This window comes from Kitasatospora sp. NEAU-CNBT7, from assembly GCF_057220535.1.
Map to the genome: position 1 here is coordinate 23,043 of NZ_JBXQQB010000022.1, position 16,186 is coordinate 39,228.

The 16,186-nt window shown below is 70.7% G+C and carries 16 protein-coding genes; 10 read left to right on the top strand and 6 right to left on the bottom strand.

Annotated elements, in window-relative coordinates; all coding sequences use genetic code 11:
* Window positions 1-183: 183 nt before the first annotated feature.
* From AC2TEW_RS25660 to AC2TEW_RS25685, 6 genes are all read right to left on the bottom strand, one after another.
* Window positions 184-2,037 carry a hypothetical protein gene (locus tag AC2TEW_RS25660; protein ID WP_484625712.1) on the bottom strand — a complete coding sequence of 618 codons (1,854 nt, stop codon included), beginning with the start codon at window positions 2,035-2,037 and terminating at the stop codon, window positions 184-186.
* 248 nt (window positions 2,038-2,285) lie between these two features.
* Window positions 2,286-4,493 carry a hypothetical protein gene (locus AC2TEW_RS25665; protein ID WP_484625713.1) on the bottom strand — a complete coding sequence of 736 codons (2,208 nt, stop codon included), beginning with the start codon at window positions 4,491-4,493 and terminating at the stop codon, window positions 2,286-2,288.
* Window positions 4,494-4,618: 125 nt separating this feature from the next.
* A complete protein-coding gene (locus tag AC2TEW_RS25670) occupies window positions 4,619-5,146 on the bottom strand; it encodes a hypothetical protein (RefSeq protein WP_484625714.1) in 528 nt (175 codons plus the stop codon).
* The gene (locus AC2TEW_RS25675) at window positions 5,143-5,742 is read right to left on the bottom strand and encodes a hypothetical protein (protein ID WP_484625715.1); all 600 of its coding nucleotides are present in this window, start codon (window positions 5,740-5,742) and stop codon (window positions 5,143-5,145) included. Before AC2TEW_RS25675 ends, AC2TEW_RS25670 begins: the two co-directional genes overlap by 4 nt.
* Before the next feature lie 265 nt (window positions 5,743-6,007).
* Window positions 6,008-6,181 (bottom strand): hypothetical protein, encoded by a 174-nt coding sequence (locus AC2TEW_RS25680; protein ID WP_484625716.1) that lies wholly within the window; start codon window positions 6,179-6,181, stop codon window positions 6,008-6,010.
* Between the two features lie 274 nt (window positions 6,182-6,455).
* Window positions 6,456-6,626: a hypothetical protein gene (locus AC2TEW_RS25685; protein WP_484625717.1), complete on the bottom strand. Its 171-nt coding sequence runs from the start codon at window positions 6,624-6,626 to the stop codon at window positions 6,456-6,458.
* A gap of 333 nt (window positions 6,627-6,959) precedes the next feature.
* Here AC2TEW_RS25685 and AC2TEW_RS25690 point away from each other — a divergent pair, with 333 nt between their 5' ends.
* The 10 genes from AC2TEW_RS25690 to AC2TEW_RS25735 all read left to right on the top strand — a co-directional run bounded on the left by AC2TEW_RS25690 (window position 6,960) and on the right by AC2TEW_RS25735 (window position 15,289).
* The gene (locus AC2TEW_RS25690) at window positions 6,960-7,727 is read left to right on the top strand and encodes a GntR family transcriptional regulator (RefSeq protein WP_484625718.1); all 768 of its coding nucleotides are present in this window, start codon (window positions 6,960-6,962) and stop codon (window positions 7,725-7,727) included.
* Between the two features lie 11 nt (window positions 7,728-7,738).
* Window positions 7,739-8,905, top strand: coding sequence for a type III PLP-dependent enzyme (locus tag AC2TEW_RS25695; protein ID WP_484625719.1), 1,167 nt, complete (start codon window positions 7,739-7,741; stop codon window positions 8,903-8,905).
* 393 nt (window positions 8,906-9,298) lie between these two features.
* Window positions 9,299-10,711 carry a hypothetical protein gene (locus AC2TEW_RS25700; protein ID WP_484625720.1) on the top strand — a complete coding sequence of 471 codons (1,413 nt, stop codon included), beginning with the start codon at window positions 9,299-9,301 and terminating at the stop codon, window positions 10,709-10,711.
* Between the two features lie 163 nt (window positions 10,712-10,874).
* Complete coding sequence (locus AC2TEW_RS25705; RefSeq protein WP_484625721.1) at window positions 10,875-12,059, top strand: helix-turn-helix domain-containing protein; 1,185 nt, start codon at window positions 10,875-10,877, stop codon at window positions 12,057-12,059.
* A gap of 107 nt (window positions 12,060-12,166) precedes the next feature.
* The gene (locus AC2TEW_RS25710) at window positions 12,167-12,319 is read left to right on the top strand and encodes a hypothetical protein (RefSeq protein WP_484625722.1); all 153 of its coding nucleotides are present in this window, start codon (window positions 12,167-12,169) and stop codon (window positions 12,317-12,319) included.
* A gap of 6 nt (window positions 12,320-12,325) precedes the next feature.
* Window positions 12,326-12,973: an ATP-binding protein gene (locus AC2TEW_RS25715; protein WP_484625807.1), complete on the top strand. Its 648-nt coding sequence runs from the start codon at window positions 12,326-12,328 to the stop codon at window positions 12,971-12,973.
* A 287-nt stretch (window positions 12,974-13,260) separates the two neighbouring features.
* Complete coding sequence (locus AC2TEW_RS25720) at window positions 13,261-13,905, top strand: hypothetical protein (RefSeq protein WP_484625723.1); 645 nt, start codon at window positions 13,261-13,263, stop codon at window positions 13,903-13,905.
* Window positions 13,906-14,353: 448 nt separating this feature from the next.
* On the top strand, window positions 14,354-14,707 hold the full coding sequence (locus tag AC2TEW_RS25725) for a hypothetical protein (RefSeq protein ID WP_484625724.1): 354 nt from the start codon (window positions 14,354-14,356) through the stop codon (window positions 14,705-14,707).
* Window positions 14,649-15,020 (top strand): hypothetical protein, encoded by a 372-nt coding sequence (locus AC2TEW_RS25730; protein WP_484625725.1) that lies wholly within the window; start codon window positions 14,649-14,651, stop codon window positions 15,018-15,020. Before AC2TEW_RS25725 ends, AC2TEW_RS25730 begins: the two co-directional genes overlap by 59 nt.
* Before the next feature lie 68 nt (window positions 15,021-15,088).
* On the top strand, window positions 15,089-15,289 hold the full coding sequence (locus AC2TEW_RS25735; protein ID WP_484625726.1) for a hypothetical protein: 201 nt from the start codon (window positions 15,089-15,091) through the stop codon (window positions 15,287-15,289).
* Window positions 15,290-16,186 lie beyond the last annotated feature (897 nt).

A 16,186-nucleotide genomic window follows, 5' to 3' on the forward strand; every position in this document is an offset into this window, starting at 1 on the left:
CCCCCCGGATCGAGATGCCGGGCCCGCCGCATCCGCCGTCCGGATGACGACTTCTCTCCCTATCCTGCCCGGGCGCGGCGACCTGCGCAGAGCGCCTCCGGTGGCATCCTCGACTGCGGGCCGCTTGCGGCGAGGGAACGAAGAGTGGCTCCACTTCGTCGACGGTTCCCTGGGACTCGCCGGCTACGCAGAGTCAACCGTGCGCTTGAGCGTCGGCTCGTCTGCCTCGATCGCGTCGCGCACGCGCTGGCAGGTGGAGCGGGTCTGCTGCTCGGTACCGGTGAGCAGGTTGTGGGCGGTGAGCGCCGCGTGGATCTCGCTCGCCTTCGGGCGGCGGTGGAGCGCGTCGTAGAGCGGGCGCACTGCCGCCTTGCGGGCGAGCATGAGCGCAGCGTCGCTCATCGGCGGTCTGCCGTGGGCGTGGGCGAGCGCTCCGTTCCATGGCTGGGGTGTGGGGTGAGCGCTTCCGGTCCCGCCACCTGCGGGGGTCGTCTGCTCGGCTGTGCGTGCCTCGTGAGCGGACTGTGCGGGAAGCAGCACGCCATGCGCGGCGGGCAGAGGTCCGGTTTTGCCGGTTGAGCGCGAGACGGGGCTCTCCTCCTCGCAGCCGGGCACGTCGGTGAGCGTGGGCTGTCGGTCATCCTCGAGGGGGTGCTTACCGTGAGCGTCCGTGGCGTGGTCCATGAGCGCGTGCACGCGCCAGATCACGACAGGCACGACCATGGCGAGCGGGACTGCGACGCCCCAGTGGATCCGCCACTGTCCGTCACAGTTCTGTTCGGTGCCGAGCATGTGCAGGTCGGCCAGGATTGCCCCGACCTGGCAAAGGAGCATCACTCCAAGTGCTATGAGCATCTCCCGGTGGACCTTGCTGCGGGCAGCGGCGAGTACCCAGGCGTCCACGCACACCGCGAGTAGCCAGGCGAGCAGGCTGTTGGCCCCGGCCATCGCCGCGAGCTGGTGCTCGCGTTGGGCGGTGTAGGCGATTCCCGCGGCCAGCACGGTTGTTCGCAGAAGCGCGGGGACCTTCTCCTGGCCTCGGCGCCACGCAGCACCGATCCCTCCGCGGCGACGGTCAGTCTCGGCCTGCTCGCGACGTTCCTGCTCGGCGCGCAGCTCGGCGGCCTTGGCCTCGGCCTCACGGACCTGCTGAAGGGCCTCGGCGGTGAGGGCGTCGGCCTCCGCCCTGATCCGCTGGGCCTCGCGGTTGGCCGATTGGACGGTGCGCTCGGCGTCCGCCTCGGCCCTGCCCCGAGCCGCTCGGGCGAGCCGGGATTGCTCGGCAACGGCTGCTTCGGCCTCCTTCCGGAGTCGCTCGACGGACTCCTGGCCGCGCTGGCGGGCGGCGGCGGCCTGGCGGGCGCCCTGCTCCAGGACTTCCAGGGCTTCGGCCTCTGATCGCTCGCGCACCTGGCGGGCCTGGTCCTCGGCGTCTGCACGGATGCCGTCGGCGTAGATATGAGCCGTCTCCTCCAGGTAGGCCCGAAACTCCTCGGCCTGCGCGAGGATCTCCTTGGCCCGGTCGGTGGCTGCGGTGTGGATGATCTGGACGTCTGAGCCGGCTTGCGCGAAGGCGGCGTCGGCTCTGGTCGGAGCGTCACGGCGCACCCGGTCGGCGAGCTTTCCGCCGGCTTGGTCGGTGAGAGCCTTCGGGAGTCGGTCGACCTCGGTCCGGGCCGTGAGGATCCGCCCGGCAGAGTCGTCGCCGACGTGGGTGCCGGCCTCATCGACGTCGCCATCGAGCTTGGCGGAGCCCCGTCGGCTCTCCGGGAGGTGGTGGTAGGCCTCGGCGCCGACGCGGAGCCGGAGCGCGGTGTCGTCGTCCTCTGCCTGGCCGGTGATTTCTGCTACGCGGTCGTGGGCGCCAGCGCGGGCCGGGTCGGCCTCGGGGTTCACAAGGTTGGTCGAATGCGCCGCCTCGGTTCTGGTCTTGAGGGAAGTCTTGGCGGCCGCCGTTTGGGATGTTGTCGGCTCGCCCGGGGCGGGGTCGCCGGGAAGCGTGGGGCGCTGGGTTGACATCGTCCTGGTCGGGATCATCGAGTGGTTCTCCTCGCGCCTCGCGCCTCGCAGCGGCGTCGGGCAACGGTTGTAGGTCCGGCTGACCGGGTGCGCACAGAGGGCGGTCCGGCCTTGGACGGCTGACCAGGGCTGCAATCGGGGGAGTGCTGATCTGATCGGCTGGAACGGATTCCGCAGGTCAGCATTGGTTCGAGCAATGGCTGCCGATCGGCCCGCATCGGTTCCTGATCGGCGGGTCCGTCGATCAGGAACCGGTGCCATGTCGTTCACCCGAAGTGCCGGTTCACGGCCTCAAGGGCGTCTCGGCGGATCCCTCGGGGACTGCCGTCCAGTTCGTCCAGGCGAATGGTGGGCAGGCTGATCCCGGCGCGGCGAAGGTCGGCACTGAGGGCCTTGCCGATCTCCCGCAGCCGGTCCTGTTCGGACCTGTCCTCCCATCGCCCCCACCGCTGCGGGTCGTCGTCGAGCAGGTAGGAGTGGAGCTGACCGAGTGTCAGGCAGGTGGCGGCTTCCGCAGCGAAGGCGGCGCGCAGGACGGTGAGGATCTCCGGTGCCGCGGTCACGGAGGCGTCCCCGCCCGCGGTGGCCTGGTCAACGATGGGCAGGCCTGCGGCGAGGCGTTCGGTGGCCCGCTGGGTGGCTCCCGCGGCGTCCAGGTGCGTGGCCTTGCGCAGGACCGGGTCGGCAAGGCCCGGCGCGACGATATAGAAGCATCCGGCGTCGGCGGGGTCCCAGTCGCCGGGTGACGGGGTGAGCCGGTGCGGCATCCAGCCCTCGGAGATCGCCGTGTCGGAGCCGACGACCAGCGGGACGTCGGCCTTGCGGCAGGGCAGCAGGACCCGGATGCCGAAGGCGTCGGCGACGGCGTCGCCCACGACGTCGGCGGTGGCGTCCTGCGAGACCAGGACCACGGTCCAACGGGCCTTGCGGCCGATCCGCACCAGCTTGATGACCTTGGCCTTCTGTTTGGGCGTCAGCTGGGGGTGCTCGTCGACGAAGACGAACCCGGCGGGGGAGTCGTCCGTGACCGGCCAGTTGTCGACGTCGTCACCCATCGACCGGGCGCGGGACTCGGCGTGGCTGATGGCGTCGTCCAGGGCCCGATCGATGTCCTCCTCCGTGTAGGCCCGGCGGGCGGCCAATCGGCGCAGCGGGCCGAACCCGCGCCCGGTGGGGTCGATGTCCCAGGCCACCGCGTCGGTGCAGCTGGTGACGTAGTCGACCATGTTCCGGACGATCGCGGACTTGCCGCCGCCGGGGGAGGCGATGACCAGGATGTTCTGTCCCGCGAGGGTGACCTCCGTGGGCGTGCCGTCCATCGACGGCCCCAGGGCCATCGGCTTCTTGATGCTGTTGGAACGCGGTGGGTACACGGGGTGCGGCGGCATCGGGTCGAAGGGGTCCGCCGTGATAATCCGCAGGACCACTGATCCGGCAGCACTCCTCTGTGGCTGGGCCATGACCGCGCCCTGGCCCACGCCGAGCAACACGTCCAGGTCGGCCAGCTTGGCGACCAGCCCGGCCGGCTTGCCCTTGGTGAGGTGGGCCACCGCCCGCCAACCCCACCGCTCCCGGGAGACACCGGTGACCTGACCGACCGCCATGCCCTCGGCTTTCAGGGCCCGCAGAATGGATGCTGTGGCGATTTGGGGATCTTCCACCCCGATGATCGGGAACGGTTCGCCGCTGTCGCCGGGGAACAGCTCCTGGGCCGCATCGTTGACGCCGTTAGCTTCGGTCGGCAGTGGATCGGCGGTCAGCAGCTCGGCCGGAGGGTCGAGTTCCGGCCGCAACAGGTCCACAGGGATCGGACGGTGGGTCAGGCGCGGCGGATGAGAGCCCGTCCACCACGCCAGCGCGGTGGCAGCCACCAGACCCAGCACACCGGCGTTCGGTGCATGAACCGCACCGATGACGGCGGCGGTGGCCCCGGCGACCAGCAGCGCGCCTCGGCGTAGCCGGCCCAGGCTGCGGGCCCGGGCGATCTGCTTTCCGGTGGGCTGCACTGCGCTGAACGGCACCTTTGTCATGCCGTGCAGAGTCTTCTCCAGCCGCCGCAAGGTCTCACGGGTGAGGGTCAGGTCGCTGCGCTGGGCCTGGGTGAGGCCGCCGTCGGCGGCTTCCTCCTCCAGACGTACGACCTTCCACATCGCCTTTGCCAACGCCTCGGCAACCTCATCGCGGCGCTCGACGAAAGCCTCCAGTTGATCGGCGACCAGTCGGCGGCGGATCTCCTCGCCGGACTGGTCGGCGGTGGAACTCCAGTGGGCGAGCCAAGAGCCGATCATCCGGGCGCCGTCGCCGGTGCGCCTGGTCTGGGTGGTGACCCAGGACTTGACGGGGTTCGGCTTCGTCGCATCATGCGGCCCGGTCCTCTCGTCGGCGCGGGTGTTCTCGCTGACGGGGTCGGGCGGCTGGAGTACGGCTTCGCCCTTCGCGGCCGTCGTGGTGGTTCGGGGGTCGCTTGTGGTCATGAGGGTCTCCGGGATCAAGGTGATCGTGGGTGAGAGGCGGCTCCGGTCGGTGTGGCCGTCTCGGCTGCGCCGCACCCCGGGAATTGAGGTGGGAATGGGTCGGCGCGAAGCCGCAGACCGGGATGTCAGCCGATGATCAGTGAGCCGAGCCAGTTGGACAGGGGGACGCCGGTGAAAGCGGCGAGACCGCCCAGGGAGATGGACAGGCCCCAGGTGGCGCCGGAGAACGCGCCGGAGATCATCAGGGCGCGCTCGCCCATGTTCTTGGCGAACCAGCAGAACGTGACCGCGAGGCCGAACAGGATCAGTGCGATCCAGCTGCCGCTGAACGTGAGTTGGCCGTGCTGGGCGACGGCGACCGCACCTCCGCCACCGCCGACCATGCCGCGGCTGGCCAGGTCGCCGGCCTGGTTGCCGCCGCCGGTGCTGAAGCCGGACACCAGGCCGAGCAGGCCGCCCTCGCACGCGGAGGCCAGGGTCATCACGCCCAGTCCCCAGGCGTACGGGACGAGGTACTTCTTCTTCCTCAGCGCGCTGAACTTCCGCTTGTGCTTGAAGAACAGGAACGCCCAGGTGCCGACGAACGCGGCGAATCCGGTGGCGGATCCGGCCCGGGTGACCGTGTGTGTGATCTCGATGCTGGTCAGGCTCACTGGAAGAGCTCCTTGAAGATGGCGGACAGCAGGGTGAAGGCCCAGACGCGGGCCGGCGCGAAGGAGAGGGTGCCGATCACGACCGACCACGCCGCCAGCCGCACGAGCGGGCGCAGGAGCTTGACGCCCCGCACCCAGCGGCCGACGACCATGACGCCGGCGAACGTCATCAGGCCGAGGCACAGGCCCGGGTCGGCGACGTCTGCCGCCGGGGCGAACGCCGACGAGCAGCTTTCGACGACGCCGCGCCACAGCCAGGCCGGTCCCGCCAGGGTGAAGGCAGCCGCAGCCGTGTTGGGCCAGGCCTGCACGGCGTTCTTGAGACGGACAGTGGCGCGTCGGACGCGCGGCCAGTCGATCAGGTGGTCCGCGTCGTCCGCCTTGAGCGGGATCGCGGCGTCCAGGCGAGCCTGCCGCAGCTCCTGTGCGAGGTCCGCGAGTCCCTCGGTGTCGCGCGCGGTGCCCGGCTTGGTCCAGAAGCCGTCCAGCACCTCGGGCCTTCCCGGCGAGGTGACGTCGGACGGGGGGTGGGATGGTACTCCGGGGGTGGTGGGCAGGTGGTCACCTCCGGTGTGCAGAGTGGAGTTGTCAGACATCGGTGGCCTCCGATCGGCTGACGCCTATTGCCACGAGAAGCCAGAACGACGTGGCGGCGCTGGTGGCGAAAAACGCGAAGAACGCGGTGTCGAGCGACATGTGCACGGCCTTTCGGACGGCGGCGGTGGAACAGCGGAGGGAATGGCTCAGAGCCCCCTGGGTAGGGCGGACCTGCGCTGCAGACACCCGGGGTGGCGGCACAGGATGGTCAGGGTCATGCCAGGTGGTGTGAGTCGCGGGCGCGCAGCCCGATCTCGGGCCGCACTACGTGTGGTCGGTCTTGGAGCGCCGATTGCCAGCGCGAACGCGACGGTAGGCGGCGGCGTCGGGGCCGGGCTTCGGCTGTGGCTCCCCGAACAGGCCGATGGCTTCAGGGCTGACGGTGACGCTCGGAGCCTGCCGCGCCACGATCCGTCCGGCGGCGAACAGGCGGGGCATCACCCGTCCTGATCGGGGCGAGGCGGGCTGACTCTGCGGCCCGGGCGGGGCCCAGCGGGTGAGGCTGTGGGGCGAACTCGAGCCGCTGGAGCCGAGTTCAGGGGGACGCGGGGTCCCCACCAGGCCTGCCGCTCCAGCTGCTGCGTCTGCCGCGCCTGGAGGAGCCGTTCCGCCTCCCGGCGTGCCTGGTCGGCGGCCCGGCCGGCCTCGGCGGCCGACCGCATGTTCGCCTCGGTCTGCCGGTTGAGCTCGGCGATTGCGGACTTGATGACGTTCATCGGGACGGTTCCTGGCCGGTCCGGGCGTTGCGGGCGTGCCAGTCGGCGGCCGCCGACCGGCAGGTTGCGCGGATCTGGTCGATGGTCTGGGTGTGGATCGCCTGGTGCAGAGCCTGCGCCCGCCCCGCGATCTCCCGTACCTGCTCTGCCGTCTGTCGTTGCGCCATCGAGGGGTGGTGCTGTTCGTGGCGATCCTGAAGGAGTAACGGGCCGGGTTCCTCGGTGGCGGTGCCCGGCGGCATGGCGCGATCGGCCGTGCAGGGCATTGTGGATCAACTCCTCACTGCGTTGAGGCGCTGGTGCGAATCGGTGTCGGACGTGTCCAGGACGTCTGGAGCCGTACTCCCGACCGAGGCTGACACTGCCTCAGGCAAGATGCCAAACGTTTGGCATCTCCAATATGGCGAGGCCCGCTCGCGAAGTCAAGCAATGCCAAACGTTTGGCATCTTGGGCTACGATGGGCCCACACCGTTCGATCAGCTGAAGAAGGAGGCACCTGGTGCATCTGCCGCAGAAGACGGGCTACCGGGAGATCGCTGCCGCGATCCGAAAGGAAATCCTGGCCGGCGCCTACCCCCCTGCCAGCCTGCTGCCGCCCGAGTCCGAGCTCGCGCAGAGGTACGGCGCATCCCGCAGCCTGGCCAACCGCGCGCTCGGCCTGCTTGCCGCGGAGGGCCTTGTGCGGCAGCAGCAGGGGCGGGGCACCATCGTGACGTGGCTGCCCCCCATGATCCACTCCTCCGCGCGCTACTCGCAGGCCGCCCGGGAGCGTGACGGAGCTCTGGGCGCCTTCGACAGTGAGGTGAAGGCACTGGGTCTGGAGCCGCAGCACGAGATCACCGTCGAGCGCGCCGAGCCTCCGGCGGAGATCGCCGACGCTCTCGGGATCGCCCGCGGCGAGGCCAACTGCGTGGTGCGCCGCCGCCGGCTGCGGGCCAGCGGAATCCCTGTCCGGATCAGCGCCAGCTGGTTCCCGCTGGACATCGCCCGGGACACGGTGCTCGAGGAGCCGTCCGCCGCCATCAACGGCGGCGTCAAGAGCGCGCTGGCCGAACTCGGCCACCCCCAGGCGACCGCCCGGGAGCGGATCATCCCCAGCCGGCTTCCCAGCGAGTCCGAAGCGGCCCTGCTGGAGATCAGCCCGGAGCGCTCGGTCACGGACATCGTCCACACCGGCGTCACGGAGGACGGTCGGGTCGTCGAGGTCACCACCACGCTCGCTCCCGCGCACTACCTGATCATCGAGCTCGACTTCCCGCTCACCTGAGAAGGCATCACATGATCAACGAGACCGTCACCGCCCGCTCCGTCGCCCTGGCCGCGGAGGGGCGGCTGCCCGCCTTCGTCTACGACCTGGACGCCCTGCGCGCACACGCCGCAGCCATCAAGGAAGCGCTCACCCCGGGCACCCCCGAGATCTTCTACGCGGCCAAGGCCAACCCCGAGGCACCGATCCTGCGCACCCTCGCGCCCTTCGTGGACGGGATCGAGGTGGCCTCCGGCGGCGAACTCCAGCACGTCCGCAGCATCCTCCCGAACGCCCGCCTGGCGTTCGGCGGCCCCGGAAAGACGGACCAGGAGCTGAGCCTGGCCATGGAGTCGGGCGTGGAACGCATCCACGTGGAGAGCCCCCACGAGCTGACCCGCCTCGCCCGGCTCGCGCACACCGCCGGCCGGGACGTCGACGTCATGCTCCGCCTCAACCTCGCGGGCGACCGATCCGGGGCCGCGCTCGCGATGTCCGGGCCGTTCGGCATGGACCCCGAACTCATCCAGGCATGCCGCAGCATCCTGGCATCCGCCCCGCAGGTGCGGCTCCGCGGCATCCACGCGCACCTCGCCTCCGGCCTCGACGCGGACGCGATGGTCCGCCAGTCCGCCGAGATCCTCGGATGGGCCCGGCCGTGGCTCGCCGAGACGGGCGTCGCCGGCGCGCCGGAGTTCAACCTCGGCGGCGGCATGGCCGTCGACTACGCCGACCCGCAGAACGTCTTCGACTGGGCGAGCTACGGCAAGCAGATCGCCGCCCTCGCCGCCCCCGGCGAGGTGCTGCGCATCGAGCCCGGACGGGCCGTCAGCGTCTACGCCGGCTGGTACGTCACCCAGGTCCTCGACGTGAAGAAGGCCCACGGCCAGTGGTACGCCGTCCTGCGCGGCGGGACCATGCAACTGCGCACCCCAGTCACCAAGCAGCACAACCAGCCCAGTGTCATCGTGCCGATGCCGGACGCCGCAGGGCCGTCGGTCGAAGGCGAACCGGTGACCTTCGTGGGCCAGCTGTGCACCCCGAAGGATGTCTTCGCACGCCAGGTGCCCACTGCCCGCATCCAGGTGGGGGACGTCGTGGCCTTCGCGATGACGGGCGCCTACGGGTGGAACATCTCGCACCACGACTTCCTGATGCACCCCAAGCCGGACTTCGTCTACCTCGGCGAGGAGAGCTGACGTCCTGAGCCCGCCGGCCTCGGAAGACCCGACGCCGGATCGCGGGCGCGCCGCCTGGTCTCCAACGGGCTGGCGCGCCCGTCGCCCGCGCTGTCCACCTGATCGTGAAAACACGAAAGCGGCCCCTGTATCCGCCAAGATCCGGGCCGCTCTCGTCACCAGACAACCAATGAGCTGTTGTCGATCCGACGGTACCAGCTGAACCCCGCCAGGCGCGAGAAACACCGCTCCCGCCGCCCCGTGGGGCCATGCCTGTGGCGCCGGCCGAACCGGCGACAGCGGGAAAGCGAGCAACCCGTTGAGCGCATCCGCGCTGCGGCCCGCCGGCCTGACCCCGGCAGCCGCCGCTTCACCCTGCCCGGAAGCCGCCCCTGCCCCTGAGACGGTGATCCCGTGAGCCTGGAGCCGATGGTGTGGGCACTCAGTGGCGACGCACCGGTCGCCGACGTCAACGAGTACGCCGTCCTCGGATGCATGGCCGAGACCGCCGACCGCGACGGCTGCGGCACCTGGCAGTCGAAGGAGACCATCGCCCGCCGCATCAAGGTCTCCGAGGAGACCGTGAAACGGTGCTGGCGCAACCTGCTGCGCCGCGGTCTCATCGCCAAGGGCGACCAGTCACTGGTCAAGCACTACCGTGCCGACCGGCGCCCCGTGGTCTACGACCTGCTCATCCCCTACGAGTGGTTCAGCAACATCGAGCGCACGAACTTCGAACGGGCCCGCCTGGGCCGCGAGCCACTCACCCCACAGAGCCGCCCACCGATCGCAGCTCCTCCGCCGAAGAAGGAACGGACCGACAAAGGCACCTCCCGGGCGGTGCACAACCCCGCCGACCCGGAGCAGCCGGAGCGGGAGAACTCACAGACCCCCCGTCGCGAACCCCCCGCATCGCACCACGGGGGAACTACCAGCCACCAGCGGGGGAACTGCAAGTCCCTCACGGGGGCACTTGCAGACCCCCAAACCAGTACCCCCAACCCAACAACTGAACCGGCATCACCTCCCGTCCCTCCGTCCCTCCCCAGCCCTGCTGCGCGCGAGCCGAGCAGAGCGAACGGACGGGGGGAGGGCGGTGAGGCAGGCCGGCAGACGGTCCGGGACACCGGCGCGCCGGTCGGGCGCGCCGAGGACTCGGCGGCGCCGCCCGCGTCGGCCGGTGTGATGCTGCTGCTGGAGATCGGATCCGCCCACCCGGAGCTCGCTGTCTCTGGCAAGGCCCTGACCGACCAGGGCGCCGCCCTGGACCGGCGGCTCGCCAACGGCTGGACCCCGGAATTACTGCGGACCGCCGTGACGGCGAACCCGAAGGACGAGCCGATCCGTAACCCCGCTGCGGTCCTCGCCTACCGGATCTCTGCCTTGCCCGAGGCCCCAGGAACTCTGCCCGGTGCCGGGGCCGATGGGGTGACCGCCCCGGCGGCGGCGGTTCCACCACCTCGAAGCGTTCAGCAGGAGATCCAGCACCGGTCCCAGCACGAATGCCAGGGCAGGTACGGGTGCTGCGGCCGCCAGGTGCCGGTCACGGGCGCCCTGTGCGCTGCCTGCCGAACGCCGTGCTCAGCGGCCTGCGGCCGTGGCCCGGCAGAGCCCGCACGCCTCGACGGCCGATGCCGGGCCTGCGTCCAGGACGCCGAGGATGCCGCACTGCCTCGTTGCTCCGATGCCTGCGGACGCCCCGCGGTGCGCAACGACGGCCGCTGCGCGGCCTGCCATCGCGAGGCGGTCCGCCGTGAAACGGAGGTGCAGCAGCTGAGGGAGGCTGGCCAGGCATTGGCCGCACTGCTCGGCCCGACGGTGCCCTGAGCACAGGCAGCCAGCCGACCCTGTGTGCGCGGGTGCCGAAAAGCGGCAGGTCGGACCGCTCGGAACCGGCAGTTCCGGCCGTGCGGGCACCGAACGTCCCCCCGAATGAAGAACTGTCAACTGCGGTAGCTTTTCTGATGGATGCTAGGAATTGGAGTCCACGATGCCCCAAACCGATTGGGAGCACACGGGTCAGCGCATCGCGCACTACCGTAAGCTCCGGCACCTGACCCAGCACGGCCTCGCCGAAAAGGCGAGGATCTCCTACAGCCTGCTGACCAAGATTGAGCAGGGGCGCGTCCCGGCCAGCCCGATGGTCCTGTCGACCATCGGCGGCGCCCTCCAGGTCCAGCCCGGAGACCTCACGGGGCAGCCGTACCTGGCCGAGCTCCAGCAGGACGAGCTGGACGTGCTGATCCAGCCGATCCGGGACGCGCTGGATCTCTACGACCTCGGCGTCGACCCCCAGGTTCCCGTCCGACCCGTGGCGGACCTGCACACCGCGGCCGAACTGATGTGTGCACGGGTCCGCCAGACCGACCTCAAGCGGGTCGCCGCCCAGCTCCCCGCACTGATCGCCGAAGTCACCAGCGCGGCACACGCGGCTCCCAGCGATCACGCGTGGAAGGTGCTGGCGTCCACGTACCGCACCGCGTACGACGTCACCGGCAAGCTCGGATACTCCGACCTGTCGATGGTCGCCCTGGACCGGTTGGAGTGGGCCGCGCAGCGGGGGAGCGACCCGGTGATGGCGGCGGCGCGGCAGTACTTCCGGACGCTGGCTTACCTGCGGACCAGCGGGCCGACCGTGGGCCAGCGGCTGATGAGCAGCGGATTCGGATATCTGGCGCAGGCGCCCGCCGGCCGTGAGCGCGATGTGGTGACCGGACAGCTCCACCTGGGCGCCGCCGTGGTCGAGGCCCGCGGCGGCAACGCGGACGCCGCCCGCACCCACATCGAGGAAGCCCGGCACTACGCGGCCGTCACCGGTTCGGCCGAGGAGGTGCACTGGCTGTCCTTCGGCCCGACCAACGTCGAGGTGCACAACGTGGGCATCCTCGCGGACCAAGGCAAGTACGCCGCCGCGGTCACGGCCGCTGCCGCCATCGAGATCCCGGCGGGCTGGGTGGCCTCGCGCCGCTCGGCCCACGTGGCGGAGGTCGCCCGGGCCCAGATGGCGATCGGAAAGACCGAGCAGGCCTTCCACAACCTTTTGCTGGCACGGGAGATCGCGCCCCAGCAGACCCGCTACCACCCGCAGGTGCGCGACACGGTCAGCGGCCTGGTCTCCCGGCGCCGGAACGTGTCCCATTCCCTGACCAACTTGGCCCACTGGGTGGGCATGTAGCTGTCGGCCGGGCGCCCCGGACTATCAATTGACTTTGATAGTTCGGGGTGTTCCCGTTGGACACACTCGTAACTGTCCGCATCGAGACAACTACGAGGTGATCATCAATGGCTGAAGCGCGCGATCAGCAGCCCGCCCGCACGCCCCGGCGTTCGGCCGGCGACCGGCAGCGACGCAGGGAACTCGTCGCCGCGGCGTCCGGGCTGCTGGGCCACACGGTCCGGGTCGCCACGCCCGCGTACCTGCACATCGGCAGGTGAGCCGTGATGAACGCAGAGCGGGCCGAGGCCGTTCCCCTCCACCACGACGACGACGGGCATCCTTTCCCGATGAGCTGGCTGGCGAGCGCCCAATGGCCGGTCGAAGCCGACATCGCAGCAGTGCCGCAGGCGCGTCGGCGTCTCGCGCAGCACATCGAGTCCCAGCGCCTCCCCCTCACACGGGACTCCGTCCAGGACGCGCTCCTGTGCTTCACCGAGGTACTCACCAACGCCGTGGTACACACCGGGGCCGCGTGCCAGGTCCGAGTGAGCTGGCGCGCCGAGCACCTGCGCGTGGCCGTCGTGGACAGCAGCCTGCGGCTTCCCGAACCGCCCACCGGAGACCGGGAGAGCACCGGCGGCCGAGGCCTTCACCTGGTGGCCGCACTCGCCAAGGGCTGGGGATGGGATCCGATCGGCGCGGGCAAAGCGGTCTGGTTCGAGATCGCCCAGGACCAGGCGCTCCCGGGAGACCAACGATTCCCCCTGCTGGTACGCAGAGCCCACCACTTGGCCGCCACGGCCTCCGAAGCTCCGCCTTCGCATCCCCCTCGAAGGCGGATCGGGGTGGCGCCGCAGACTCCCACGGACGCGGCGCCACCCCTGGCACAGCGAGCACCCGGCACGGCCTGGGCCGCGTTCGCTTCCGCCTAGCTCGGCAGCATCCGCGAATGGGCGGCGGCCGCCGACGAACCGGCTCCCGCCGCCGGCACGAGTCCTCGGCACACCGGACGGCGGCGGGACAGCGGGGCTGTGTGCCAGGCGATCCACGGCCCCGCACACCACCCTGAACCACCTGCTGGCACCACCACGGCGACCCGGCGAACCCGCAGGTACGAGACGATCCCGAAGGACCCCTATCCCATGGCACCCCCGGCGCGCCTGCTTACCCCGCGCCTCGACCACACAAGCCTGCGGCACCGAAGGCCCGGTGAGGACCGATGACCAGGGCAGCGCGGCCGTCGAGCGTCGTTCCGTACATCGCCAGCTGGACCGAGGAATCCGAACTCCCCGCCACCCTGGTCCTGACCCCGCGCGGGATCGGCTACAGCGACGAGAACCCGTTGCTGGACCGCGACGGTCGCGGGGTCCTGTGGGCCAGACACCCGCACCGGCCCGGCAAGGGCCGGCCGGACTTCGGCGGCGTCAACACGCTCCGGCAACGGAGAGTCATGAGCCGCTTCCTCTGCCAGGTCTGCGGCGGCCCGCCCAGCCGAACCAGCACAGGAACACTCTTCCTCCTGTCCGACCAGCACGAGGGCGGCCCCGAGTGGCCCGAGGACGAGGTGACCGCGCACCCGCCGCTGTGCCTGCGCTGTGCGGGCCTGGCGGCCCGGCTCTGCCCCCACCTCCGAGAGGGTTACGAGGCGGTCAGGGCACGAAGGCCGGCGGCCGTCGGGGTCGCGGGCCGGCTCTACGACAAGGAACTGTCGACCCGACAAGGTGACGGCATCTTCCTCTACGAACGCACCGACCTGCTGCCCATGGTCGTCGCAACCCAACTGCTCGCCGTGCTCCAGGACTGCACAATCATTGACCTGAACACCGAACTTGCCGCAGCCCGACTGCCGGCCGATCTCGTGTAAGGGACCCCGCGAATCACCCTTCTTCTCCCGCCCGCCGGAGCCCGGTCGAGTGCCCGGCGCATGGGGCGCCGACGGAGCGTCACCACATCTACTCGCCGGTGAGCCAGGCCAAGCCCGGGTTTGCACCGCTCCAGCGCGGTCGCTTCAGGCTGCGATGCGAAGACGGCGCCGCGATTCAGCGGAGACCACGACCGGAAGCGGCCGGGCCGTCGCTTGCCGGGGCTGACCCACAGCACAACCAGCACCACGATCCGGCGGGCAACCCGCCCACCCGGAGATCCGCACCAGAGAAGGAACAGCGCATGACCGACCTCGGTATCCCGCTCCCGCCGCCGCGGCAGAGCCAGTCGGTAGGCAGCGGCCTCGCCTTCACCGCCGGCCACCACTTCACCGCCGAGCCCGGAACCGACTCTACGAGCTGGCACGCAGCGCCACCGCGCCGCTGTCCGTGATCCTCCAGGTCACCAAGCGCTGCGACTTCGACTTCAGCTTCTGCTCGGAGACACTCCAGATGCCCGACCCGACACCGGCCCACCTCGAGGCGATCCGCGACAACCTCACGGGCACCAAGCGCCTGTTCCTGTCCGGCGGCGAACCGCTGATGCGCCGCGACTTCGGCGACATCGTGGACATGTTCGCGGACAAGGACTTCATCATCGCCGCCCCCACCAACGCCACCCACGGCCTCCAGCACGCCAAACAGATCGCCGGCGTCCTCGACGCCGGGCAAGGTGAAACTGATCATGCCGCTCCGCAAGGGCAACGCTCTCAACCTTGCCCAGCACGAGTTCATCAGCGATGACGAAGCCGCCGACGTCTTCACCCGGCTCACCGAGCTGCGCACGATGCTCCAGTGGAACCCTGCACTGCGACTGACCACCTGGTGGACTCCCGATAACGAAGGTCACATGATCGTGGTCGAGCCCAGCGGCGATGCCAACGCCTGGCCCGTCTACAACTCTAAGGACCTCCTCCAGCCGCTCGGCAACGTCCTGCACGAGCCGATCGAGGAGATTTGGACGCGCTACAGGTTCAAGGAGAACCACTACCGGAAGTACCTCGGCGCCTCAATCCGTACAGTCGGCAATGCCGGGGCCAGCCGTGCCGCTGCGTGAATTCGCCGGAGACCCCGTACGCGGCAGACAGGCGGCCCTTCAGTCGCAACGTCAGGCTCCTGACCGGGATGAGCATCCAGTGGGCCGACGATGGCACCCGGGGTAGCGCCGCCGCGGTGTTCCTCGCCGTCCACCGGACCGCGGTACGCGAGATCACCTCCGGCATGTTCCATTTCGGCTACCGGGCCGCCGCGCTGGAGGACGCGCGGTTCACCTGGTCCCAGATCACCGCGCTCGGCTGGCCTCCGCCTACGCGAAGACGACTGTGACGCCGCCCCGGGGAGCACCACCCACACCCGCTGATCCCCGCCTACGAGGGGAGGACCCCGTCGTCAGGGCGGTCGCCGGTACGCGGGCTGGTTGACCCCCCCTGCTCCCGCGGGGAGCACCCTTCGCCACCTGCAGCGCTGGCAGCACTTTGCAGACTATCCGTCAGTCTGCCTCCGCCGTATCGCGATGCTGTCCAGAGGAAGACCCTGCTACCACCGACGGGGCCGTCTGTGGCTCGGGCAGGCTCCCGCTTCCGCGGGGAAGACACCGTCATCGTGGACGAGTATGCCGACCTGGACGGCTGGCCCCAGCCTTCGCGGGGAGGACCACCGGCGTCCGCTCGCGCCTGGCGGGCTGACCGGCTGACCCCCCTCCCGCGGGGAAGACCTGGTGCTCATGGTCGCGGTGGCCGTCCGCGCCGGCTGGCCCCCGCTCCCACGGGGAGGACCTCAGCCAGTAGTCCAGCTCCGTCATTCCGGTCGGCTGACCCCCGCTCCCGCGCGGGGAGGACGGAGGGGGATGGCCTGAGCCCCGGCCGGGTCGCGGCTGACCCCCGCTCCTGCGGGGAGGGCTACGCCGCGGCCGCCGGGAACTACTGGGTCGCCGGCTGACCCCCGCCTTCGCGGGGAGGACGCGTTCGACCCGGCCGCCCCGACTCGATCGGCCGGCTGACCCCCGCCTTCGCGGGGAGGACGCGACGGCTCTCAAGCTCGTGAACGGCTGACCCCCGCCTCCGCGGGGAGGGCGCGGACTTGCACGTCTCCGGGCAGCCCTGGGGCGGCTGACCCCCGCCTTCGCGGGGAGGACATGGACAGGCTCAACGCCATCGCCGCGGTGCGCGGCTGACCCCCGCCTTCGCGGGGAGGACACCCAGTCCACCCGCTACGAGATCTCCG